The following is a 23435-nucleotide window of genomic DNA, read 5'->3' as shown; positions in this document are numbered from 1 at the left end:
GTCGAAAAAGATCTGAACGAGCGTTTGGAATTGTGATTCCGGCTTTAAATAAATATTTCCGCCGAGGTCTCAAAAATTTCTGCGAGTTTTCTCGCCAAATCTTTTCCGATAATCAGTGTTCCTTTTTCAAGGGAGGTAACGTATTCCACGCCTACATTTCCTAGTTTCTCCGAAAGTTCTTTCCGGGAATATCCGTGTATCCTTCTCAGAGCACGGACGAAAAGGCCCGGATACACGTATTTAAGATTTGGTCTAGTGCCAAGGTAGTTTCTCTCTTCCGTCTCCCATTCCAGCAATTCTTCGTTTTCCATGAGATTTCCTCCCTCCCATCTCGGGTACAAATATGACCACGACATAAGCCTGAGCGCGTTACAGTTCCGCTACATTCGCGTTTGAATTCGGAATCCGAAAGATTTGCAAGCGATTGCCCATTTTATTGCGTTTCGTTTAGCGTTCGTTCCCTCTTTCGATTCCTAGGGAGAAAGAGATTTGCGTCGGTCGATCAGAATCGTTGATTTGAAAGGGAAAGAATAGTAGAATGAACGGATCTCTCTAGCTTTCGATACGTTTTAAGTTTGGAATTTGGTTTATGAACACGATATGGAAGAGTAAAAGCGTACTTGCGTGCATTCTGTTGCTTCTAGGGTCGCTAGGTGCTTGCAGCAATTTGGATGATTTGTACGGAACGGGAAAAAATAAGAAACACAATAAAGACAATTGTAATGCTGCGACCGGAATTTACCTGGCCTGCCTGAATACGAACGGGGGAGCGTACGCGAGTTCGAATTGCAATTCCCAATATCTATTGGTCCTGGGCGCGTGCAGTTCCGGGTCGGGCTCGGGAGGCGGAGGGGGCGGTTACTGATCCTACTCGGATTCTCCCCCGGACTCCTTGATTTCGACTCCCCATCCTTTCAAGGTTTTTAATACGAATTCCAAGAGGACTTCCTGATTTTTTCGGGAGTCCTGTTCGGGAGAAAGCGGGGGATCGAATTTGAAATGAATGACTCTGTCCCGGTATAGGCTGCCTATGTCCTTGATCCATTTTCCGTTTTCCCAAAAATCGGTTTTTACGGCGAACGGAACCACAGGGACTCCGGCGCGAGAGGCGAGTTTTACTGCTATGGAATTGAATTCGTTCGGATGAAAGGTTCTGGTTCTCGTGCTCTGGGGAAAGACAACGATCGAAGTTCCGCTTTTTAGGATTTTGGTTCCTTGTTCTAGGACTTTTACCAGGTCTTCCCTTGGATTGACTCTGCCCACGGCGATGGGATCTCTGGATCTCATGATCGGTCCGAACAAGTTGCCCTTGACCAGGCTTTCCTTTACGACGTAGGTGACCGGGCGATGCGGAACTAGAAAGAACGGAAATACGAACGTTTCCAAAACGCTCATATGATTTCCCGCGAAGACCACGGGGCCTTTCGGAGAGATCGCGTGTTCGAGTCCTTCGATCACGAATTTTCCCTGGCAGCCTTCCAGCACATCCAGGATTCTCCCCGAGGACTCCAACCAAACTTCGTCCGTGTATCTATTCTCCAGAGACTGTTTCCTGCTGGCAAAAATCTCTCCGAAGTAGCCGATCAAAAACGCGAGGTCGGTCCCGAATAAGAGCCGATCCAGAAGACTTCGTTTCCGGTCCGGAGGAGTTTCGTATCGCAACGTGACTCCTTCCTTTAGGTGGATGGGCGAACCCAGAGATTGCCGATCCAACCGAAAAATTCCGCTTCGAACCGATTCCGGAGGGATTTCCACGAACGGTTTTTTGATTCTAAGTTCCGGCTCATTCGATTCGTTCATTCCAGATTCGCTCCAGGCCTGGTATAAGGAAGAAATTAGACGGATAGGATAATTTTACCTCGTTTCCTTGTCACCATTAAATCCCGAGCTTTCGTCCTGACAATTTACCGAACCGCATTCGGAATCTGAAAGGATCTGTCCTTGAAATATCGATTCTCGAATTCTTCGATCGTTTCGGATTTGTCCAAGGTCAAGTCCACGTCGTCCCATCCGTTCCGGATTCTTTTGATCGAATCTTCGCCCAAGTCGAATCCGAATTTGGACCGATTCGTTCCTATGGTTCTATCGGAGAGATCGATCTCTACTTCCAGAGCGGAATCTAGATCAATTTCTTTCCGAAGTATTTCCATTTCCGGCTCGCCTATCTTTAATAAGGCGATTCCGTTTTTAGGACAATTGATCGAAAAGATATCCGCAAAGGAAGGCGCGATGATGGCACGTATTCCGAAATCGGCAAGCGCCCAGGGTGCGTGCTCTCTGCTGGAACCGCACCCGAAATTCGACCCCGTCAATAATATGCTCGCGGAAGCATAGCCGGATCGATTCAGGATGAAATTCGGATTCGGGATTCTTCCTTCCTCGTCGGAGTATCTCCAGTCGTGAAAGAGATGTTTTCCGAAACCGGTGCGTTCTATCTTTTTCATGAATTGCTTCGGCAGAATTTGGTCCGTATCTATATCCGCTCTAAGTAAAGGAGCCACGATCCCCTTGTGTTTCGTCCAACCGCTCATAATTCTTTCCATCCTCTTACGTCCGTAAATTTTCCATGAATCGCGGCACCCACGGCCATAGCAGGGCTCACTAAGTGTGTACGGCCGCCGCGTCCCTGCCTCCCTTCAAAATTCCGGTTGGAGGTGGAAGCGGAGCGCTCGCCGGGAAGAAGAACGTCGTCGTTCATCGCCAGGCAAAGAGAACAACCGGGTTCTCTCCATTCAAAGCCCGCCTCCAAAAAGATTTTGTCTATTCCTTCCGATTCCGCCTGACGTTTGACTCGGCCGGATCCGGGAACCACGATCGCTTGGACGTTCGGATGGACGTTTCTTCCTTTTGCAAGTTTCGCCGCCGAGCGCAAGTCCTCAATCCTGGAGTTCGTGCAGGAGCCGATGAAAACCTTGTCCACTCCGATGTCCTCCATCTTTGTGCCCGCCGTCAGCCCCATGTACTGCAAGGCTTTTTGCGCGGTTTCTTTCCGGAAGGGATCGTCCAAGTCGTCGGGAAGGGGAACTCTGCCCAGGACGGATACGGTCTGGGAAGGATTCGTTCCCCAGGTCACCTGGGGTTCCACTTCGGACAAATCCAGGGACACGGTCTTGTCATACGTCGCATCCGGATCGGAACGGAGGCTTGACCAGAAGGAAACCGCTTCCTCGAACAACATTCCTTTCGGGGATAGTTCCGTTTTTTGCAAATATGCGAAGGTCTTTTCATCCGGCGCGACCAGTCCGGCTCTCGCCCCCGCTTCGATGCTCATATTGCAGAGAGTCATCCGTTCCTCCATCGAAAACTCCCGTACAGCTTCGCCGGAATATTCCATCACGTAGCCCTGTCCTCCGTCGGTTCCGATTTTTCCGATCAGGGTTAAGGCTACGTCTTTGGCGGTTACTCCCACTTTCAATTTTCCGACGAGAGAAACCAGCATGGATTTGGATTTTCTTTGTTTCAGAGTTTGAGTCGCGAACACGTGCTCCACTTCGCTCGTACCGATACCGAAGGCCAAGGCCCCGAAAGCGCCGTGAGTCGCCGTATGAGAATCTCCGCATACGATCAGATTTCCTGGTAGGGTAAATCCTAACTCGGGGGCCAGTACATGTCCGATTCCTCGGTCCGCATGGTCCCATCCGAAAAGTCGGATTCCGAACTCCTCACAATTCCGCTCTATCGCTTCGATTTGGCGTCTCGACACGGGCCCGGCGGCGTTTTTATCGTTCCGGTTCCGTGTGGAAACGTTATGATCCACGACCGCAAGAGTCAACTCAGGGTGTTTGACCTTTCTATTCTTCCGCCTTAATCCCTCGAAGGCTTGTGGGGAAGTGACTTCGTGGACCAGATGTCTATCAACGAAGAGGAGATTTTCCCCGTTTTCCTCGCGGAGGACGGAATGTTCCTCCCAGATCTTGTCGTACAGAGTTTTCGGCATGATATATTCCTCCTGACGTATTGAATGATAACAAAATACATAATATAACTCAAATAGATTAGACTAATATAAACTATAAGTAAAAGTTATATATAGGAGAGAGGGATGGAATTCAGACAGATCGGTTACTTTCTCGAAATCGTAAAGAGCGGGACGTTTCAAAAGGCGGCGGACCGTCTCGGTCTCACCCAGCCTGCCTTGTCGAGACAAATGGCTCTCTTGGAAAGGGAGCTGGGTTGTATCCTTTTGCATCGAGGTTCTAGAGCGGTGAGGACGACCGCTAAAGGGGAATTGTTTTTGGCCTATGCGGAACGGATGAAGGATTTGTGGGCCGAACTTAAGGAAGGCATGAAGGAATCCGGAAGGGAATTGAGCGGAACGTTTTCGATATCCGCCGGTGGAACGGTTTCCGCATGGATCCTTCCGCAGATCATCAAGAGAATTTTGGCGGAATATCCAGGATTGTCCCTGTCGGTGAGAGAAGGGGATGCTCAGGAAACCAAGGAAGCCTTGCTCGGGGGAGACGCGGATCTCGGGATTTTGACGGGCCCGGTAAACGAACCCGGTTTGGTGGAGATGGAATTCCTTTCCGACAGGATCGTGCCGGTCGCTTCATCGGGGCATGAAATCTTCCGTCGGAAAAGGATCCGTCTTTCGGATCTGGAAAATCAGCCTTTCGTTTATTTCCATCCGGCCTCTGCGGTCCGGCGAGCCGTGGAAAAGAAGACCAGAAAATTGGGAAAGAAGTTTCGCCCTAGGATCGTTATGGAATTGAGGAGCGTGGAATCGGTGGTCAAGGCTTTGGAGACGGGGTTGGGAATCGGTTTCTTATCTGAATATTCGGTCAGTGAAAAACTAAAGAGATTGGAACTTCCCGAGCTCTTTGCGGAAAGAAAGTTTTATCTCTGTCACAGAAAATTCGCACGTTCCGGATTATCCTTGCTCATGGACAAAATCCGGTCCGCAGCTTCCGTAATCGGTCGGTAGAGGGACGGAAGTTCCCGAAAATGAAACCGGACTTCCTATTTTAAATCCGTCTTTTTCAGAAAATCCAGTACGGCGGTTTCGACAGCTTCCTTGTCCGAGGAAACGTGCTTGGAAGTCAGAACGTGATGTCCTTCTCCGATCGCTACGGAACGGTTTAACGGACTCTTACTGGAGCCCCCGAACTTGGAAAAACCGTCCAACATGGCGGGAACGCTCGCGACCTTGTCCTGTTTATTTTCGTCCTTATAATAATATACTAATAAAGTCGGTTCCGTTATCTTCTCGAATGTGCGGCTCGAAACGATCATTTTTTTGGCGTTTGCGATATGAGTTAAGGAATCCAGGTACTGGTCCTTGTACCAAAAATCGTAATATTTGTCCCCGATTCCGTCACCCGCAACTCTGGTGGGAGATTTACGGATTTTTCCGTTGATTGCACGGCCTAAAAAAGGTCCGCCCGGGTAGTAAAAGATTTTGGCCAGAGGAGCGGCGAAGTCGTAAAAAGGGGAGAATAGAACCAGGGCGTGGATTTTGTCCGGATACTTCGCGGCTAAATAGGTGGAAATCAATCCTCCCATACTGGTTCCAACGAGGACGATTCTGTCTCCGAGTTTGTCCATCATAAGTAGACTTTCTTCGGCAGTTTTCAAATATTCCCGAAAATCCGTATCGCGGTGATCCTCGTTGTTGGTGCCGTGTCCGGGGAGCCTCAAATAATAGAGGTTTGCCTTCAATTTTGCCGCGACTCTGTCCATGGATTCTTCCCCTTCGGCTCTAGACGCTCCGAATCCGTGAACATACAGGATCGCCGTTTTCGTTTTTCCCGGAGAATAACGGACCAATCTTTCTTCATTTCCGGGTTTCCCGCCTTTGCCTTTCGTTTCCGCCAGTTTGCTTTGATAAAAAGAATCGAAGTCGGAGGGAAGGGAATGCTGGGGATATTCGTAACTGGGAACGCTGGAATAATAAGCGCCTGTGTATGAAACTCCAGTAACGACAAGGATCGCGATCGTGATTTTAAGCCAACGTTTCAAGTTCTCTTCCTAAACCGATTTAAGTTTTCGAAGTTTCCCTTTTTCGAGTCGGATGGCAAGCGTTTTCGCCCGCTGTTCTATTGCAAAAATCAGAAAGATTTGAGTAGGGAACCTAACCAAGCTCCGAGCGCGGTGCCGATGAGGCAAACTGCAAAGGTCGAGGAAGAATAAAGTAGAAAGGAATGAAATTCCCCGGCCTTGAGGAAAGCCAAGGACTCGTGACTAAAGGCGGAAAAAGTGGTAAAACCCCCGCAAAATCCCGTCGCGAGAAAAATACGCAACTCTGGCGAAAGGAGCCCGGCTTTTTCCGAAACGGAATAGACCCAACCGATGAGAAAACTGCCGAGTACATTGACGGCGAAGGTTGCCAACGGAAAAGCGGCCTGACCCTGCCTCGTTGCGTTCAATTGGATGGAGTATCGAAGCACGCTACCGATCGCTCCGCCGAACGCTACACTGAGATAAGGCAAAATCATAAGAAAAGAATCTCCGGGAAGGCGATGCGGAAAAGAACTTTTTCCCGAAGCGTTTTCGGGAAAAAGTTTCGCAATTCCGAAGGTTCCGCGGAAAATTCGGTTTCGAAAACCGTAGTCTTTAGTAGGCGAGAGTGAATCTTTTGCCCTGGTGCTTAGGAGATTCGATTTCGTCTAGCAGGGCAACGGCAAAGTCTTCGGCGGAAATTTTGCTGTTTCCTTCCGAATCCGTCACCAATTCCTCCAAGCCCAATCTGAATTTTCCCGTACGTTCGCCGGGAGAGATGAAGGCTGCAGGACTCAGGTAGGTCCAGTGAGTGGTCCCGGAGTTCTTTAGGATTTCTAAAAATTTCCTATGTTCTAGTGCGACCGATTTGTAGGCTTCGGGAAAATTGGGAGTATCGACCAATTGTACATTCGGAGCGATGTGCAGACTTCCGGCGCCTCCTACTACGTACATCGGGGTTTTTCCCGCTTTGGAAGTACCTTCTAAAAGAGATTTGGCAACTGTGCTGAACCAGGACGGATCGACTCCTTCCGGCGCGTTGACGGAGCATACGATCGCATCGGAGTCTTTTGCAAGATACGCGACAGAATCGGGGTTTGCAATATCTCCGGGTTGTTTTTTCAATTTCGCGTGTTCCAATTTCAGGTTTTCGGGACGTCTCGCTACCGCGATCACCTCGTGTCCTCTTGTGAGAGCTTCGTTTACGATCCTTTGTCCGATCATTCCCGTCGCTCCATAAACGGTGATTTTCATTCTTTCCTCCGACCTCCTGGATTCTAAGATCCGAAATTACTTGTAATATATATTATTACAAGTAATTTTAAAAAAACCAAAGAGAAAAATCGTTTGTTGCGGGGAAAGCGGAGAGGGCGCTCTTTTAGGCGCCTTTTTTCTTCTCTTCTTCGATATTGAGGAGTACGTGAGCCAAGGTAAAATCGTTCAATTTTTCCTCTAGAGCCTTTTGGGCATCCTGAAAGATCCGCACAAGAGCTCCTTGGATTCTCTTGCCGACTTCGCATTTCGGATCCGCTTTTGCGTGAATGGAAAAAAGTTCTTCGGAAGATTCCACGGCTTTGTAGACTTCCAGTAAGCGAATCTCTTCCGGACACCTTGCCAATTTAGCGCCGGGTACTCCCTGACGGGTCTTTACGAGACCTGCCTTTTTTAATTTTCCTAAAATTCCTCGGATCACGACAGCATTCGTTCCGATGCTGTTGGCCATCAATTGGGACGTAACGTCTTCTCCTCCCTCGGTTCGTATCAGGGAAAGAACGTGAATGGCGATGGAATATCTGCTTGGGATGGACATGGAAAGGAGTCCTACACGAAATCCTGGCGTTGCCGGTCTAGAATGCAAGGACAATTTTAAGTCCAAACTAGGACTCTTTTCCTTTCGAGAAATCGGAGCGACGTTTTCCGATCCGTTCTTTCGTTTTGGATTTGCAAATTGGTCTATGAAAAATATTATTTTGCAATGAAAATCGGAGGTTGTTCCGGATGAGATGGAAATTTCCGGCCCTGTTGCCCTTTTTGCTAATTTGTGTCTTCTGCGGGAAGAAATTGCCCGTGTCCATGATCACGGCCACCTCCATGGAAAGCGGTCTTCCGTTCGATATTCTTGACGGAAAGAAGTGGCGACCGGAAAAAGGTGCGAATTTCGTCAAACTGCACGTTTATCCGGACGAGGCCTTTCTTTTATCGAAAATAGAAATCGAATCCTGCGGCGAAGCGTTTACGGATCCGATCACGGCCTATATTAATTTTGACGAATATAATCAGGATTTGGCGCCTAAAGGATCTTCGGCGATCGTGGAATTTCCTTCCCCCAAAAACGCGAGATCCGTCACCTTCAACTTCCATAAGAACGCGAACCTCTGCGTGGACAAGGTCTCCTTTTACGACGAAAAAGGGAGTAAGATGAAATGGAAGGGACCGAAAATAGTGGAAGCTTCGGTCAAAGCATCCGAAACCGCAAAGCCGGTTCTGTCCTACGACGTTATGAATCTATTCGATTCCAGGTACGAGTATGCCTGGGCATCGGATAAGAAAGGCGCCGGGGTCGTTTTGGATTTCGAATTCAAGGATAAGCAGAAAATCAAATCCTTGAAGATCTGGAACGGTTACCAACGATCCGATAGTCATTGCCAAACCAACGGTAGGCTGAAGACGGCTACCTTAACCGGAGACGACGGAAGCACGAACAAAATAGAAGTGCAGGATGTGATGGGACCTCAAACCATCTCCCTATCCAAACCGTTCGAAGGAAGGAAACTTAGGCTCACCGTCGATTCCATTTACGGGGGAAAAACCTACAAAGGGTTGATCATCAGCGAATTGAGGTTTTCCGACGGGGAGGAATGGATTCTCCCCAATCCGATAGAACAGGTACGTAAGATCGCGAAGGAAAACGCCCTCCAGTTCGCCGCGGCAAATATTACGAACGTATTGAATTGGAGCTATGTGGGAGGCGAGTATTCGGGGGAAATTCCGGTGGCCGCTTCCGTAGCGGAAGAGACAAAGGCCACGAATTCCAACCCTCCTCCGGCCGAGAACGACAATGCAGGAGAGGAGGTCTCGAAACTATATTTGGAATCCTCGAATTGGACCCTCCGCCTGAGATCCGACGGGAGCATGTTTTTGGAAGGAAACACCACCGATACTGGATGGGGGAACAGGATGGCCAAAAGTTTCTTCGCATTGGGAAATTATGAAATTAAGGAAGCGACTCCGGAAGGTTTGAAACTCAGGATTTTCGGACTGGTCCGCCAAAAAACCTCCAGAGAACAGGAACAGGAGGAATATTTCGGAGGAGATTGCAACGGTTGCGGTCGGGATTGCAATATGGGAAATTCGGATCCGGATGACACCGAAAAGATTTTCCAGGAAACGATACGCATCCGGAAATTCGGGGATAAGATTTACGTTCAAAACGAAAACCCGGACAAGGTGTTTCATTTTAAACTTCTGGAATTGGGGCAGGAATAAATTCGTTGGACAAATTCGGTACGCCGCTCCTCGCCCTTTTCGTATCCGCCGCGGTTCTTTTAGGCTGCGGTAAGGAGGAAAAGAAGGATTCCTTTTCCTTGAATCTCGCCGGAAAAAAAGGGGTGGTTCCCGTTCATATTCTCTGGAACTCCCGCGGTTTTCCGGGAAAGATTCGGTTGTACGAACTTGCCGCAGGGCGTCCGGTATCGCTTTGGGAAACCGAAACGGTTTCCTCTTTGGAAAAAGCCCCCGTTTCCGGAGAAATCGACGGTTCGACTCTTTTACTTAGTCCCGGAGAACTCAGACGTTTCGCACTGGTATACAAAAACGAAACGTCCGAGGATCTTTTCTTCTTTGCCGCTCCGCATTCCGTGACTCCTCCCGAGTTCGGGTTCGGTTTCAAGTTCAAATGCCTTTGCGTAAATCACCTATTCAAAGTGGAAGCCGGAAAGATCTGGTACAGGATCGTAGAATTTAGAACCATGCCGAATTGGGCGAGCGGAGAGTTCGAGGTATCTCACACTTTGGTAAGAGTGGATCCTACCCAGGCGAAGGAATGGGAGACTCAGAAGTCCAGATCCTCTTCGGAGGACTAGAGGAAACTCTTCGTTATTCTTTCGGGCAGAATAACGTTTTGGATTGGATGGAGCATTCTTCGGATTCCGTTCCGTCCGAGCGAGTGAATTTTCCCGGTCCGGAGTTATTGTCGTCGGTGAATTCCACCTCGAGTACGCTTCCGTCGGAAAAAGTGAGTTTGGATTTTCCTTTCAGCGCCCCGCCGGAAAAAATCCCTTCCAGTACGGTTCCGTTCGCAAACACGTAAGTCCCGAATCCGTCCTTTTTGTCTTCCGCGAAATTTCCTTCGTATTGGTCTCCGTTTTTATAAGCGAATTTCCCATGTCCGTCGCGGAGGCCGTTCTTAAACGTTCCGTCATACTTGTCGCCGTTGGCATACGCGTACGTTCCGGAGCCGTTTTCACAATCTCCTTTTTCGCATTTGCCGTCTTCCACGGTCTGTGCGGGGAGATCCAGATCCGCGGATCGGGAGGCTGGGGTTTCCGCGGAAGTTCCGGCGGAATTTCGTTCGGAGTTGGAGTTGTTTTGCGGTCCGTCCTCTTTTCCCTGTGTGCTCGAACAATCGATCAGAATTGAACAGAAAGAAATTCCGAAAATGAGAGGGAGAAGGCGGAGACGGAAAGAGAGCATGGGGAAAGACTGTTCGGTTTTCGGGAGTCCGTCAATCCGATTTCACCTCAATAGTTCCCGAACCGGCATGGCTTGTTGGTTCAAAAAACTGGGCAATCTACGTCTGATCCTGAGGTAGACCAAATAATATACGAATCGTAAGGCTGGGTGAAACAGGACTCTGTCCAGGATCCTATACCGACTCCGGCCCCGTACGAACAAACGCAGCAGGAATTTCGGAACAGGACCGGGGAGATTTTTGCGGGGAAGAATATGGAATCGGTACGTATCGGGGTATTTTTCATGGTATTCTTTCGACTTTTCCAGCGCTTCTTCGAGTAGACTCTCTTCTTTAGAGAGATCGCGGTTGTACAAAAGTTTTCTGCAGAGTAGTAGCAGATAAAAAGTGTCTTTTTGGAATTCGTGATCGTAGGGAAGGCCCAATTTTTCCGCTAAACGATTCATTTCGTCCAGCAATTGAAAGGCGGATTCTCCGGAGCGGACGGATAGCTTCGGATTTCCGGAGAGCGCGGAATATAAGAACCGAAACGGATCGGAGACGGTCACTCGATCCCAGGTGACGTGCAATAAAGGAGGGAGACGGACTCTATGAAGATAATAGGTTTTGCCGGCGAATTCGGGATCGTAGAGCAGGTCCTCTATCACTCGATCGCTTAATTTCAAGAATCTGTAAAATTCCTCCTTTGGTCCTTGGTAGAATTTGGAAACGCATTTTTCCACGGACCAATCTTTCGTAAAAAGTTTCAGGGAGACGAAGGCATTCAATTCGTTCCAAAAGGAGGAATTTTTCAGGAAGGTGAAATTGCGGAAGGAGGACCAGCCGCCCGTCTGGGTCCAAACGCTTAAGCCAACAAGGTTCTTGGCGTGTCGTAGCTGGGTCCGATAACGTTCGTAAAGCCATCCCACGAAGGAAGGGTATTCTCCGAATCCCTCATATTCTCTTCTGGCTTGCAACTCCAGCAATTTGGGGCGATCGTCCTGCAAGAACAGAGGATTCAACCGGAGATATCGGAAAAAATCCCCTTCTCCGTATTTCATGGAAATCACCAAGGAATCGCTGCGGATATTTCGGAAAACCTTGCGGTAAGTCTCCGGATTCCAAATCAGATCCCCCACCTCGTAGGCGCCTAAGGTCCAGGTGCGGAAGATCATTAATTTATTATGTTTTTCAAATATGGGAAGGGATCTTTTTAGGAAATAATTCGTCTGTTCGGGCGTTTTTAGAAGCAGTTTGCTTTTGAAATCGGCACGAACATCGACTCCGTCGGATTCCCCGATTCTCAGCACGATTCCGTCCACTTCGGGGAAATCGGTAAAGAAACCGTCCAGTCCGATCAGAAAGAGATCGATGCAAGCGTCTAAATCCCCTTTGGTCTTCTCCGTCATCGTAGGATGAAAGGAAAGGAAATCCGCCGTGAGAAAAATCCTCAATTTTTGCGCCCGGGCGATCTTGAATAATTTCTTATATTTCTTTCGATAGGATCTGATCTTAGCGTTCAGTTCTTCGGGAAAGAAAGGATGAGGGATGAGATAGCACAATTCATCCACCGTAACCGAATTGAATCCTATCTTCGCGATTCTCTTCGTATATTTGCCGAAGGATTCGCGGACCCTTCGGTGTTTCTTTTTGGAAGGAATCGCGTTCTTTCTTTTTTCCAGGGCGGCAAGAGGGGCTTTGGACCAATTGACGGAGCCTTCCGAGTGCTCCAGAAAGAAAGGAGCCGAAGTGTCTGCGATCGTGAGAAAGAATTGCTTGGACATGACTTGCTATTCGGATCTTTTCCTGTACCTGAGTGATTCGACGAGAGCGGCGGTCAGAATCAAGGCGCCTCCCAAGAATTCCTCCCGCCTCGGAAATTCTCCGAGGATCAACCAGGCAAGTAGTGCGGAGTAAACCGGTTGTACCGTGGAAAGAAGGCCCGCAGTTTTGACCTTCATTTTAAATACCGCCTTTACGTACATGGTATGGCCCAAGGCGGTAAAAAAGGTTCCGAGTAGAAACACGGATGCCCATTCTTTTCCGGTACGGAAGACGGATTCTTGCGTTAAGACGGGAGAAAGAAGAATGCAGGTAGCGAGACTTTGGTGGAACATTACCTGGGAAGAACCGTGACTGGAAAGGTATTTCTTCGTCAAAAGATTTCGGAGCGCCAGTGTTAAGGCGGAAATTAACCCGATCCCCACTCCGAGCAGATATTCGTTTCCTAATTCGAATTTCGGTACCAGGATCCACATTCCGAAGCAGACCAGGCCTGCCATGGCCAAATCTGCAATTTTGATTTTTACCGGAAAATAGATCGGCTCCAGAAAAACGGTCCAGATCGGATGAGTAAACAGGGTCAGCACCGCCACGGCGACGGTGGAAATTTGGGCCGATGCAAAGAACGTGACCCAATGTACGGCGAGGAGGATTCCGAGTGCGAAAGAAATCGAATTCTCCCTCGGAGAGGAAAAGAAAAGAGGTCTCTTTCTGAGATACAGTAGGCTTCCGAGCAATACGCTGGAAAACAAGGTCCGTCCCCAAGTGATCATGGAAGGGGAATAGGGAAGAATATGCGCGAACAGAACGTTGCCGCTGATGATGATCTGCGAGAATTGGAATTCTAAGTAGGTCCGAAGCCGGCTCTCTTCCATGGAAGTTCGCCCAACTTATCTCGGGGAGGGAAAAAGAAAAGGAAATCCCCGATTCGAATTTCCTTTTTCAAATTGATGTAACAATCCGCCGGAAAACGTGGCTTTAAGATGCCAATCGGGCGACTCCGACACCTTCCGATTTTTCCAAACGATTCGCCCGAAAGATGCTTCCGAAATCGTTGAACCGGATTCCGTACCGTTTCATGGCCGGATGGACGAAAGGCGCCACGGCCTGTCGTAAGTAAAAGGGTTGGTTTACGACGAAATGATGGATGCCGTGCGTGCTTCCGAAATTGAAACAGAAAAGGTGCAGCGGGAGAAGCAGCCAAGAATTCAGAACCTGGGTTTGGTCGTACAACCCCTTAACGTCTCCATAATAATGCATATTGGAAGAAACGATTTGAATGCTCGTTTGGCGGATCCAATTCGGGATCGTATAGACGACCGCGGCCGCGTTCAAAAAGGAACGTAGCATATCCAACCAATCCGGCGGGGAAATCGGTTTTCCGAGAAAATCGTTGAGAAAGTAAAACCCGTTCAGGAAGAGAAATCCGTACCAAAGATGATAAAAGACGACGAGGTAAGGCCAGCTAGAACGTACGATTTCGCCTCTTTTGAACTTGGGAGCCTCTTTTCTCAACCGATGCGCTTGGAATAGAAAAGACAGATTTCCGTCCATCATCGTTAGAAAGCGCTTCCCTCCGAACCTCATTCCGTTTCCGATCAGCCTTTCTTCTATGTCTTCCTTGTGGCCGGAGACTTTATGGTGGAGGGTATGGATCATTCTTCTGTACCAAGGGCTGACCGTGTTTCCGCGAAAGATCCAAACGACCCAGAATAGGAAATTCTGTTTGGAAAGGTCGTCCTTGTAGTAGAGGTTGTGGATGAGGTCGTGCTCTATTTCGTGCAGTAGGGAAGCGAAGATCGCGTTTGCGATCACGCAAGCCCAGGCCGGAACGATCCCGGCGAGATACAAACCCGCGAAAAGAATCATGCCGAGCGCGGAACCTAAAGTGATGGCCGCTCCGATTTCGTTCTGGTGTTTTAAGAATCCGAATTTTTTCCGGAGCTGTCTATCCCGGAAACGGATCCATTTCATGATCTTTTTGCTTTTTTCCCGATCGGAAAGTCCTGCAGCGGGCCTGGTTGAAACCGGACGGATTGCGGTCGTTGTCATCGGTGTTCTCCTGTGTTTTCGTCGGGAACAAGATACTCCGTTTTAGAATCCCCGTCGTCCGAAATGATCGAATGAGTCGGGGTCTTCCGTCTCAAACTATAAATTCGTACCCTTGTCGTTCCGAAATTCGGATGGGGTTTTGTTCGTATGTTTCTGAAAGGCTCTGTGGAAGGAGGATTTCGTGCGGAAACCCACTTCGAAGGCGATGTCCAAGACCGACCGTTCCGGTTGGGATTTTAATAATTCGCAAGCCTCCCGGATCCGGTAGTCGTTTACGAAAGCGGCAAAATTCCTGCCTAGCTCTTGGTTGAGAAGTTCCGAAATCTGGTGGGTAGAAAGCGCAAGCTCGTCCGCGAGATCGGCTAGGCTTAACTCTTCGTCCCGGTAGAGTTTTTCCTTTTCCATCAGGTTTTTCAGGCTCTCTTTCAGCGCTTCTCGGTCCAGCTCCAGGAGCAAGGAACGGGCGTATTTTTGCCGGGTGGCTTGAGCTACTTCTTGTAGGGTTTGGAAAAATTCGGGACGCCTGTGTCCGATCAAATAGGCAAGGCAGAGGCTGGCCCCCATCATGGAGGCGTTGGACAAAAGGAACACCGGCTCCCGGGTCCAAAGATAAACCGCACCTAAGGATAGGTTGATCAAGGTGGCGGATACGAGAAAAAGTAGGATCCTCGCCGTCCATTCCTGGCTTAGGACTTCTGCCCGAAACAGGTCCAAACTTTCGGACAAGATCGCAAAAACATATCCCGAGAGTAGAAATAGCGGAAAGAATAGAATCATCTCTTCTTTCCGGATCCCGGGTGCGGAAAGGAAATTTCCGATCGATTCCGAGACCGTCTTTTCCGGTAAAAGGAAACTACAAAGGTAGAGGAGCCAAAAGAGTAGTGGGATAGTCAGGTGTTTTTTGTCCAGGCCGAGACTTCCGAAAGCATCCATTTCCTTTTCCGTCGCGATTCTTTGGATTCCATACAGTACCGGACCTACCGATCCTAGGGCAGGAAGGTACATCGCACTGAGATGAGGGTAGGTCCGGAATTCCCCGGAAAGAAAGAGGAGGGAACAGGATTGGAATAGGCACAATAAGCCAAATAAAACGGCCAAAAGCCGGTTGAGTCCCGTTTTTTTCTCCAGGACGATTTGGCCTACGCACATCAAAGCACCCAAATAGGCGCCGAACTGGAGGATTCCCCAGAGAAGAGAGGTGAAAAATTCTAGATGAGGCGGGTTTTCACCGAAAAAAGGCATTCGAGGAATCTGAGTCTTGGTCTTTGCTCTGTCAAGAAAATCCCCCCTTGGGGAGAAGCATAGAATCCGTTTGAGATCAGGATAGAAGGCGGCAATTTGTCTAATTTTTATTATATAACAAATGTTTCTTATAAAAGAATCAGAGAGTAGGACTTTCTGATTTTTGGTTTTCCGGAAACGGCGAGTCTCAAAAGATATTTTGGGACTCGTGGGTGGAAATCTCTCTTTTTTATAACGATCGATATGTGAATAATCGGATGTTTCTGCTCCTAAGTTTTTTCTCGGAAACCTTCTCTTTTTTTTCTCTGCGGGAGGAAATATAAGAGTGATATAAGAGGATGCTATGTAGCGTTCGCTATGCTGTCCCGGAAGCTCCAAAAAGCGAAAGGGAAGCGGAAAATGGTCGGAAAACGGTTTTGGATTTATACAGCACTTTTCCTCTCCTTGGCCTGTAAGTCCAAAGAGGGGGCGATGGACAATCCCTCCGGTTTTTTCGATAACCTCCAAAACAACGGAGGACTGAAACTCTTTAATCTTTTGGACAACTACCCATCTTTGAAGGCAGGGTTCCAGAGCCTCCAACCGATTCCTTTCAACGACCGTCTCGAAGGCTCCATGACGATTCCTTACCGGGACGATATCATAGGCTTTCTCCGCTCTTCCAGCGACATGCTTCTCAAACCGGAAGCGCACGTAAGGCAATCTCTACTGAAAGTCCATAATCTTCTGGACCGGATCGAGAACGCTCCAAACCGGGCATTCGACACCCTGCAACCTTGGTTGGAAAATCTGAGAGTTTATCCCAAGCCGGTGCTCAGAAGCTTGGCTCCGCTTAGCCAGAATGCGTTATCTTTCATGTATTCCACCTACTCGAAAAGCGACATGCAGACGAAATTTCAGGAACTCGCCGCCGTACTGCGGGATCCTGAAATCAAGATCCTATTCGTGGAGCTGGAGGACGTGCTCGACAAGGCCTTGAACCAAAATCCTACGACCAAGGGCGCCTTGCAGGGCCTGTTACAAGGAATGGTGGACCCGTCGCTGATCGCCGATCGGGTGATGAAACAAAAGCTCATTCAGATCATATCCTCCGTGGGCGAATCTTTTCAGCAGAGGGCAGGGTTCAGCGATTTCAAATCCTCGGATACGGTTCTGAAGGAGCTGATCATCAATTTACAGAAATTTTATACAGCTCAAGGCTCCGTGTATTCGGATCCGACTCTTACCGACTATACCGATCCCGTTTATCCCTCCGAATTTTCGATCGTTCTCACGGAGGCGTTTCGAACCCTAAAACCGATGATGTCCAGAGGAGGCACCTTCACTTCAGATCCGAACGTAATCCTTTCTTTGAAGTTGGCGCAAAATCTGGCCAACTTCGACTTTTCCAGAAACATCAGCGGGGTGGATTTCTCTCTGAAAGAACTGATCCGTATGGATTCTTTGGGAAGAGACAGGGTAAACGACACGACTAGCAGTCCCGTAACCGCACTGGAATCCTTGATGTTCCTACTGACTCTCTCAGATAAATTCGGTTATCGATGGGAGAACCCGGCGGACACTACGATGATGAGATTGGAGCCGAACGGTTCCGTTAACGGCGGACCGATGACGGGAGGAGTGCTGACGGTCGGAGATAGCATTTATTCTCTGGGTTCCACCATGACAGGGAATATAGGAATCAAGTCCTTTATGAACCAGAGTTCCGTCGACGGAGCGGTTTTTAGAAACGGAGATGCGTCTCATCCGACCGCCTTTTCGATCTCCATCAATACCCCCACATTGACTTTGCTGGAGGCCCCCGATCCGAGCATCGTTCCTTCCGCGACCGATCCAGTCTATACCAAGACGATCCCTTTTATCATGAAACTGGTGCGCAAGGTCCTGCTGTCAGGAGGCGGGCCGTACTACAACAGGAACAGGACGGATTCTACAGGTGCGATTTATACGATAGACGGGAACATGTACAAGGACTCCAACGGAGTGGATCTCATCTACAAGTCCAGCTGGAACACTTCCGAATATAGAATCAAAGTTTCGGACACCGCCAGCGGTACTTGTAGCGGAACCGGACTTTGTCGTTGGGTAGGTCCCGGAGGAAGGGAGACTTCCGCCAATTCTTCCGACAATTCCTTCTCTTCCGTCGCCTCCGGAGCGAATGCGTCCGGAGCCAAAGGATGGAGCATTCCCGTTTGGGAAATCAATAAGGACGATCAGACGCAAAGAGCCGTCAATTCGGACGAAGAAGCGATTTATAAAAATTTCCAATGGCTTTTGCACGAAAAGAGGATGGTGGCAGTCATTCCGCTTCGCGCGTCTCTCGGAGTCGGAGTTCCTTACAAGATGGCGGCATTCGTGACTTTGATCGGTAACGGCCTGACCGGACTTATGGGAGCCGTTCCTATCCTTCAGGACGGTCCGAACTGTACGGACAAAATCAATGGGATCTGGAGAGTAAAACAGACTTACCTAAAACCGGGATGTGCCAGTTCCACCCAGCCGAATTTTCGCCAACCTGGGATTCCCGTTCTCCAAGCGAATTATTCGGACGTTCCGGGGGACAGCATGTTTTATCTGGAAGCTTGGGACTACGGTACCACCGGATCCGGCCCCTTGACGTTTAACAGCCTCGGTGATACGAGCGTCTATAGTATCTTTTATCCTCCTACCTCTTCCTACGGAGTCATTCCTGAATCGATCGCGGCCAATTTTGGAGTGATGGAAAGACTTTCCTTTTTGACATCGAATCGGGTATTGGCTTCTCCCGCCGATTCCACTTACGGAGTTTCGGTGGATAGCGCTTGGGATAGCAGAAATCGGTTGCTCCCTCTCATCGTAGCTTTGGCCCAAACTTTGGATGACCAAGCGGATGCGACTCACAATCCGTTTCAAATCCTGACGGGATTGAGCGGAAGTTTGACCCGTCCTCTTTTAGGAAGAATTACGGACCCGGAAACCGGTTCCGGAAGTCGTCAGATCGACGTGGTAAAAATCATGAATTCGGACTCTAGCATCCGGAGCAATTCCGCCGGTCCCGACGAATATTTGTTCCGCTATCTGGATCCGGTCACCCAAAAGCCGATCCGGTCACCCCTGTCCCTCCTGGCAGAAAGCGAAAGGAGGTACCAGGACGGACTCCTGAATCTGATGTCCCGGACGGAACTTCTCTCCACGTTCGTGACCATGCTGGCCGAAATGGGAACTCCTGCGAGGGCGACGGGGGCCGCTTTGACCTTTTCTTCCTTGGCCGATTTCTTAGGAGAAATCAAGGTCACGAGCGATTCCCCTACGGCTATTCAGTACAACCTGCAGACATATTTGGAATCCGTACGGGATCTGTTGGCGAGTTATCCTACGACTCGATCCACGAACGTGTATGACACGAGTTGGGATCATGTAGGAGCTTGGGCGGTTCGTCTTCGGGATTACTTCTCGACGGAATCCGTATATAGTCTCGTTCCGATGATCGACTTCTCCTTGGACATGGTGATCGACAACGTGCCTAGCAATTCGCAAATTGCGGGAATTCTGAACCTCTTGGGTTCCTTATTCAGAGATTCCAACGGGAACCAGGATTATCTGATCACGAATCTGATTAGCGGAGATTCCGCGGACTTGTTGGACATCGCTTCTCCCAACGGAAGGAGCGTCGTGGGAGTGCTACTCGGCATCGTAAAAACCGGCGAATTCTATTCCTATCTGGAATCGGATATGAATACCCCGTATCCTTTGAAAGCCGTCTTTACCGATCTGAAAAGCCTCATCGTTTCGGATATGATTCAGACTCCTAACCAGGATTCCACATCCTTACTATATACGGTAGGCGTTTTGACCGGAATATTCGCGGACATGGCTGCGGGCGGAAGAAAGGAGATGCCCGGAGGCTTTACGTTCTACGACAGATTTAACCAAGACGAAAATTCGGACACGTATTGGAACCGACTGACTTTGATCTTTTCACGGTGAGGCAGAAAGTATGAACACCAACGGAATCAAACGCACTCTTTTTAAAAAAACGAAAAAAGGATCAGATAAAGAGATGGAAACCGGGAAGAAAAACATTTTGAGATCGGCTGGCATTCCGAGGAAGGTCGTTTGGATCTGCTTGCTCCTGATTTTGAGTTCCTTTTCGGGAGCCTGTAAATCCAAAAACGGAAGCGGCTTGGATCTCTCCGATATTTTCGATTTGGGTTTTTTCTCCTTCGGTCGCGGTTCCGGAGCAAATCCGAATTTGCAGCCGGCATACAACAGCGTGGATAATGATGTAGCTCAGTTGCCGGTGGATTTCGGTGCGGCGAATCCGCAAGCAATGCTCTTCATCAATTCCTTGGACAACGTGGATCGTTATAAGGAATTGGAAATCCGGTTTTCCCATCCGATGAATAAGACTCTGGCACAAACGAATTTTTCCATCGTGGGAAGCAAGGGGCCTCTGCTCGGGCCGAATCCGGGCGGGGAATTCTATTGGATGAGTAGTCAAAAACTACGTTTCAATTCGTATCGGGAATTCCGTCCTGCGGAAGTCTACACTCTCACCATCACATCCGCGGCTTTGACCATATCCGGAACCGCTTTGCAACAATATACGGTGCAATTCCGCACGGCTGTGGATTATAGTATGACTAATACGATCACCCAAGGAAGCCAATATACATTGAATGGAAACAACGATATGTCCTTTGACCAGTCCGCTCCCTTGCAGTTGGCTTCCAACTTTCAAAACCCGGTGGTGGCGAACAATTATATCCAAACCATCAACCTCAAAAAAGTGGGCTCGTCGAATTCCCAGTCCGTTTGTTCGGCGCCGCCTTGTTCCATGAGTAGTCCGGTCACGCTGAACTTGAACACTTCTCCCGTTCCTCCGACGATAGGAGGGAACACGTATTATTACGAGATCACGACTACGAACGGGAAGGTATTCCAAAAATATTTCAGCTTTAATTACGGTCGTCTGGAAAACGCCGATACTATTCTTCCATACGTCGCAAACGGAGTTATGGACGAGGCACAGATGTTACCCTTTTTGGGGAAAGCGATCCAGAAGTTCACTACAGGAGCGTTTAAGGTTCTGGATTCCGGCGGAGTTCCTAGAACTTTCCAGGAGTTCCTGTTAGGTCTTCCGGATTATCCTAAGAAAAAATTCTACGAAAACGGTCAATGGACGATCGGAGAAGCCTGTATGAAACCCGACGGACAAATGTCCGGAAACGCGAACCTCTCCGCTTTTCAGAATTATTCTTATATCTCCGTGTTCGGTTCCAAGCCGGGATCGGAGGGAAGAGGGTATTGTTGGGTTCGCCCAGCGGAATGCGGTCCTTCGGATAACGGCGGGCCGAACGATTATGGAGCCCCGTACCATCCGAACTCCAGTTGGAATTGGAACGACTATAACGCATGTAAGGCGGGAAATACGGCCAAATGCCAGGCAATCACCCATTGGAACGATCCCGCCTGGAGTTATTGTCATTATCCGACCGACGTGAAACAATACGACGGATATACTTCCACAGTATTCTCTCCTTACGGTAGACCTAAGGGGAATATCGGCACCATGTGCGACGATACCGTGGACATCAATAACGCCGTCAGTTGGATCGCTTGTCTCAAGACGTTCGGCGACGTAAGCGCGATCGCTCCAGGCCCTTTTTCCAAGTACAGCGCCACGCTAAACATTACGAACCAGGGAATTTCTAACGGAAACGCAGCGGTGAATATGGACGTGTACGTGACCGATATGAGACTTCCTCAATTCGTGCGTTGCGGTTCCAATAATTCCACGTATGGCTGCTCCGCAGGAGTAGGGACCCAGCTCGGAAACGTAGCCGCCGATTTGAAAGTGAATCCGGGAGCGGGTTCCGTGGCCCCCGGTCTGGGTTTGGATCTAAAATCCAGATACGTGGAAGTGGATCTTTTGGTCGTTTCCCGTTTCGAAGATTGGTTCGGAAGTTTTATGGGTCCGGGAGCACAATTGATATTCACTACCACTGCCAAATTGAATTGGGATCCGGCCGTGGAAGGAGTCTTGAACGGATCCGGATACGATTGGCAGAATGTCCAGCTTTCCAAGCCTAGGTTGGCTACGGCTCGCGCAAGGAACGTGCTCAGCGTCGGTACGGACGGTTTGATCACGATGAATGTACGCACTCCTTTTACGATCAACGATTCGTATTTTCCGAACAATCCTAGCGCGTCCGACATCGTTTCCAACCTGAACAATTTCTTTATTCTGCCTTGGTCGAACCCGAACCATCTTTCTCTGGCGGGCTTGTATCCGGGAGAGGATACGTCCGATTTCATGTGGACCTCTCCCATGACTTATCTGGGCGGCAGCGAACAGTTCGGGGCGGTGATCGCCGCCATCGTCGGCAGCCAATCCATACAGGACATGGCGGGAACCACGGTGCCTTTGGTAAAACAGATCATCACCCAATATATGCTGAAGGATATCGTGACCCGGATCGCACCGAACGTACTCAACTCGGTGATCGCGGATCTCCGGGATACGGGAGTCACAATCTCCTTACCGGATTATCTTCCCGCTCCTCTGGGTGGATTTCCCTTAACGGTTAAGTTTAAGTTAAATACGGATGCGGTCATCAAGGACGACGGCACGAACAAAGGGTTGGTTTCCTCTCTGGACTTCGCTTTTACGAGCGGCTATACCCCCGCGGCTGGCCTTCGCACGCAGTCGGGCAAGACGGGAATGGTATCCACCAGGAACTGGAACGCGGGAAATCCTCCACCTTCGGGGTATCAATTCACCCAGTCTTCGAGCAATCCCGGATTCCTGATTTCCATGCATACGGATACCATTTCTCAGGCGGCCTATCATCTTTGGAAGAGAAGGGGGTTGGACATCACGCTGAATCAGCAATTCATCAACGGGATGAATTCATTTGCAGGATCGGATCCACTCTTTGCCTTGACCACTTCCTTTCTTAAGGCCTCTCCTTTGGTAACGATTTTGGTTCCGGGCAGGAATAAGCTGCAAGGCTTGAATTCCTCCAACCAACTGGCGCCTCCCGTAAAATCCTACGACGACATAGACATGGTGCTTTCTCCCATTCACGTACCGAACGTAAGTTTCAAACCAATGACTTCGTCGGGAGTCCCTAAGATGAGGCTTTTCTTTACGGAAATGCAGTTGCAGATCATCGCCAAGAAACCGGCGTCCTGCACCGGACTCTTCGGAGACGATCTGACCGATTGTTCCGCGGATACGCGACCCAACGGGACGCAACAGGCTCTCGGAACCGTAAGAATCAGTTTTGCCGCGGACGCCGATTTTCGTTTCAAAACGTTCTCGAATCCTACCGGAAATCCTAATTTAGCGAATTTGAATGCGCTCCAGGTCGTTTTGGATCCTGTGAATAATCTCAATTATGCGGTGGAAGTTCTGGAAGGAGCGACGTACGATCCTTTCGGACTCGATCCGGAAGGAATCAAGGCGGTCATTTCTCCGTTGGTAACCACTTTGATCGTCCCTATGGTGAACAGTATCATGAAGGAAATCCCCATGCCTTCTACGATCACTTTCCCGAAATTGAGAAACCCGGCTTCGACCTCGTCCCCTCTGAACCTTTCCACCGCATGTGCGATCAGCGCGACCAGCGATAAGGTCCAGTTCTTTACGTTGAATACTCCGCAGACGGGCGATCCGTACCTGCTAGGAGGGATGAAATTCGTGGGACAGGCAGTTTCGGATCCCTCTTCTCTGATCGTATGCCCCTAGAGAAGAGGGGACGGGTTGTCC

19 protein-coding genes are annotated in these 23435 nt (G+C 49.3%); 6 read left to right on the top strand and 13 right to left on the bottom strand.

Features of this window, described 5'->3' with window-relative positions; genetic code table 11:
- Positions 1-44 precede the first annotated feature (44 nt).
- Positions 45-311: a helix-turn-helix domain-containing protein gene (locus EHO61_RS07400; protein ID WP_135812991.1), complete on the bottom strand. Its 267-nt coding sequence runs from the start codon at positions 309-311 to the stop codon at positions 45-47.
- Positions 312-589: 278 nt separating this feature from the next.
- Between EHO61_RS07400 and EHO61_RS07395 the strand changes: the two genes are divergently transcribed.
- Positions 590-865 carry a hypothetical protein gene (locus tag EHO61_RS07395; RefSeq protein WP_135812990.1) on the top strand — a complete coding sequence of 92 codons (276 nt, stop codon included), beginning with the start codon at positions 590-592 and terminating at the stop codon, positions 863-865.
- A gap of 2 nt (positions 866-867) precedes the next feature.
- On the opposite strand, the gene EHO61_RS07390 is transcribed toward EHO61_RS07395, so the two are convergent.
- The 3 genes from EHO61_RS07390 to leuC form a co-directional block, all read right to left on the bottom strand.
- Positions 868-1800 carry a lysophospholipid acyltransferase family protein gene (locus EHO61_RS07390; protein WP_135812989.1) on the bottom strand — a complete coding sequence of 311 codons (933 nt, stop codon included), beginning with the start codon at positions 1798-1800 and terminating at the stop codon, positions 868-870.
- 104 nt (positions 1801-1904) lie between these two features.
- Positions 1905-2531 carry a 3-isopropylmalate dehydratase small subunit gene (gene leuD / locus EHO61_RS07385; RefSeq protein WP_135812988.1) on the bottom strand — a complete coding sequence of 209 codons (627 nt, stop codon included), beginning with the start codon at positions 2529-2531 and terminating at the stop codon, positions 1905-1907.
- A complete protein-coding gene (gene leuC, locus EHO61_RS07380) occupies positions 2528-3937 on the bottom strand; it encodes a 3-isopropylmalate dehydratase large subunit (RefSeq protein WP_135812987.1) in 1410 nt (469 codons plus the stop codon). The genes leuD and leuC overlap by 4 nt, the downstream gene beginning before the upstream one ends.
- Positions 3938-4042: 105 nt before the next feature.
- Between leuC and EHO61_RS07375 the strand changes: the two genes are divergently transcribed.
- A complete protein-coding gene (locus EHO61_RS07375) occupies positions 4043-4924 on the top strand; it encodes a LysR family transcriptional regulator (RefSeq protein ID WP_135812986.1) in 882 nt (293 codons plus the stop codon).
- Positions 4925-4959: 35 nt separating this feature from the next.
- Here EHO61_RS07375 and EHO61_RS07370 read toward each other — a convergent pair whose 3' ends face one another.
- The 4 genes from EHO61_RS07370 to EHO61_RS07355 all read right to left on the bottom strand — a co-directional run bounded on the left by EHO61_RS07370 (position 4960) and on the right by EHO61_RS07355 (position 7747).
- Positions 4960-5958: an alpha/beta hydrolase gene (locus EHO61_RS07370; RefSeq protein WP_135812985.1), complete on the bottom strand. Its 999-nt coding sequence runs from the start codon at positions 5956-5958 to the stop codon at positions 4960-4962.
- An 89-nt stretch (positions 5959-6047) separates the two neighbouring features.
- Entirely contained in the window at positions 6048-6434 is a 387-nt protein-coding gene (crcB, locus tag EHO61_RS07365; RefSeq protein WP_135812984.1) for a fluoride efflux transporter CrcB, read from the bottom strand.
- 118 nt (positions 6435-6552) lie between these two features.
- The gene (locus EHO61_RS07360) at positions 6553-7191 is read right to left on the bottom strand and encodes an NAD(P)-dependent oxidoreductase (RefSeq protein ID WP_135812983.1); all 639 of its coding nucleotides are present in this window, start codon (positions 7189-7191) and stop codon (positions 6553-6555) included.
- Positions 7192-7315: 124 nt separating this feature from the next.
- The gene (locus tag EHO61_RS07355) at positions 7316-7747 is read right to left on the bottom strand and encodes an Rrf2 family transcriptional regulator (protein ID WP_135812982.1); all 432 of its coding nucleotides are present in this window, start codon (positions 7745-7747) and stop codon (positions 7316-7318) included.
- A gap of 188 nt (positions 7748-7935) precedes the next feature.
- Here EHO61_RS07355 and EHO61_RS07350 point away from each other — a divergent pair, with 188 nt between their 5' ends.
- Both EHO61_RS07350 and lsa20 read left to right on the top strand, forming a co-directional pair.
- Positions 7936-9423 carry a discoidin domain-containing protein gene (locus EHO61_RS07350; RefSeq protein WP_135812981.1) on the top strand — a complete coding sequence of 496 codons (1488 nt, stop codon included), beginning with the start codon at positions 7936-7938 and terminating at the stop codon, positions 9421-9423.
- A gap of 5 nt (positions 9424-9428) precedes the next feature.
- Positions 9429-10019: an LIC11469 family lipoprotein adhesin Lsa20 gene (gene lsa20, locus EHO61_RS07345; RefSeq protein WP_135812980.1), complete on the top strand. Its 591-nt coding sequence runs from the start codon at positions 9429-9431 to the stop codon at positions 10017-10019.
- Positions 10020-10032: 13 nt separating this feature from the next.
- Here the strand turns inward: lsa20 and EHO61_RS07340 are convergent, their stop codons facing one another.
- From EHO61_RS07340 to EHO61_RS07320, 5 genes are all read right to left on the bottom strand, one after another.
- Positions 10033-10629: an MORN repeat-containing protein gene (locus EHO61_RS07340; protein WP_135812979.1), complete on the bottom strand. Its 597-nt coding sequence runs from the start codon at positions 10627-10629 to the stop codon at positions 10033-10035.
- Positions 10630-10671: 42 nt separating this feature from the next.
- Positions 10672-12390 carry a glycosyl hydrolase family 67 gene (locus EHO61_RS07335; RefSeq protein ID WP_135812978.1) on the bottom strand — a complete coding sequence of 573 codons (1719 nt, stop codon included), beginning with the start codon at positions 12388-12390 and terminating at the stop codon, positions 10672-10674.
- A 6-nt stretch (positions 12391-12396) separates the two neighbouring features.
- Positions 12397-13263, bottom strand: coding sequence for a DMT family transporter (locus EHO61_RS07330; RefSeq protein ID WP_135812977.1), 867 nt, complete (start codon positions 13261-13263; stop codon positions 12397-12399).
- Between the two features lie 103 nt (positions 13264-13366).
- Positions 13367-14440 carry a fatty acid desaturase gene (locus tag EHO61_RS07325; RefSeq protein WP_135812976.1) on the bottom strand — a complete coding sequence of 358 codons (1074 nt, stop codon included), beginning with the start codon at positions 14438-14440 and terminating at the stop codon, positions 13367-13369.
- 96 nt (positions 14441-14536) lie between these two features.
- Positions 14537-15682 (bottom strand): helix-turn-helix domain-containing protein, encoded by a 1146-nt coding sequence (locus EHO61_RS07320; RefSeq protein ID WP_135812975.1) that lies wholly within the window; start codon positions 15680-15682, stop codon positions 14537-14539.
- A gap of 399 nt (positions 15683-16081) precedes the next feature.
- Here EHO61_RS07320 and EHO61_RS07315 point away from each other — a divergent pair, with 399 nt between their 5' ends.
- Both EHO61_RS07315 and EHO61_RS07310 read left to right on the top strand, forming a co-directional pair.
- The gene (locus EHO61_RS07315) at positions 16082-19648 is read left to right on the top strand and encodes a hypothetical protein (protein WP_135812974.1); all 3567 of its coding nucleotides are present in this window, start codon (positions 16082-16084) and stop codon (positions 19646-19648) included.
- Positions 19649-19658: 10 nt separating this feature from the next.
- Positions 19659-23414, top strand: a complete 3756-nt coding sequence (locus EHO61_RS07310) for an Ig-like domain-containing protein (RefSeq protein ID WP_135812973.1) — start codon at positions 19659-19661, stop codon at positions 23412-23414.
- Positions 23415-23435: the final 21 nt, after the last annotated feature.

Origin of the sequence: Leptospira fluminis (assembly GCF_004771275.1) — a bacterium.
Lineage (GTDB): Bacteria > Spirochaetota > Leptospiria > Leptospirales > Leptospiraceae > Leptospira_B > Leptospira_B fluminis.
Note: the sequence above shows the minus strand (reverse complement) of the source record. Positions and strands in the feature narration are given on the sequence as shown.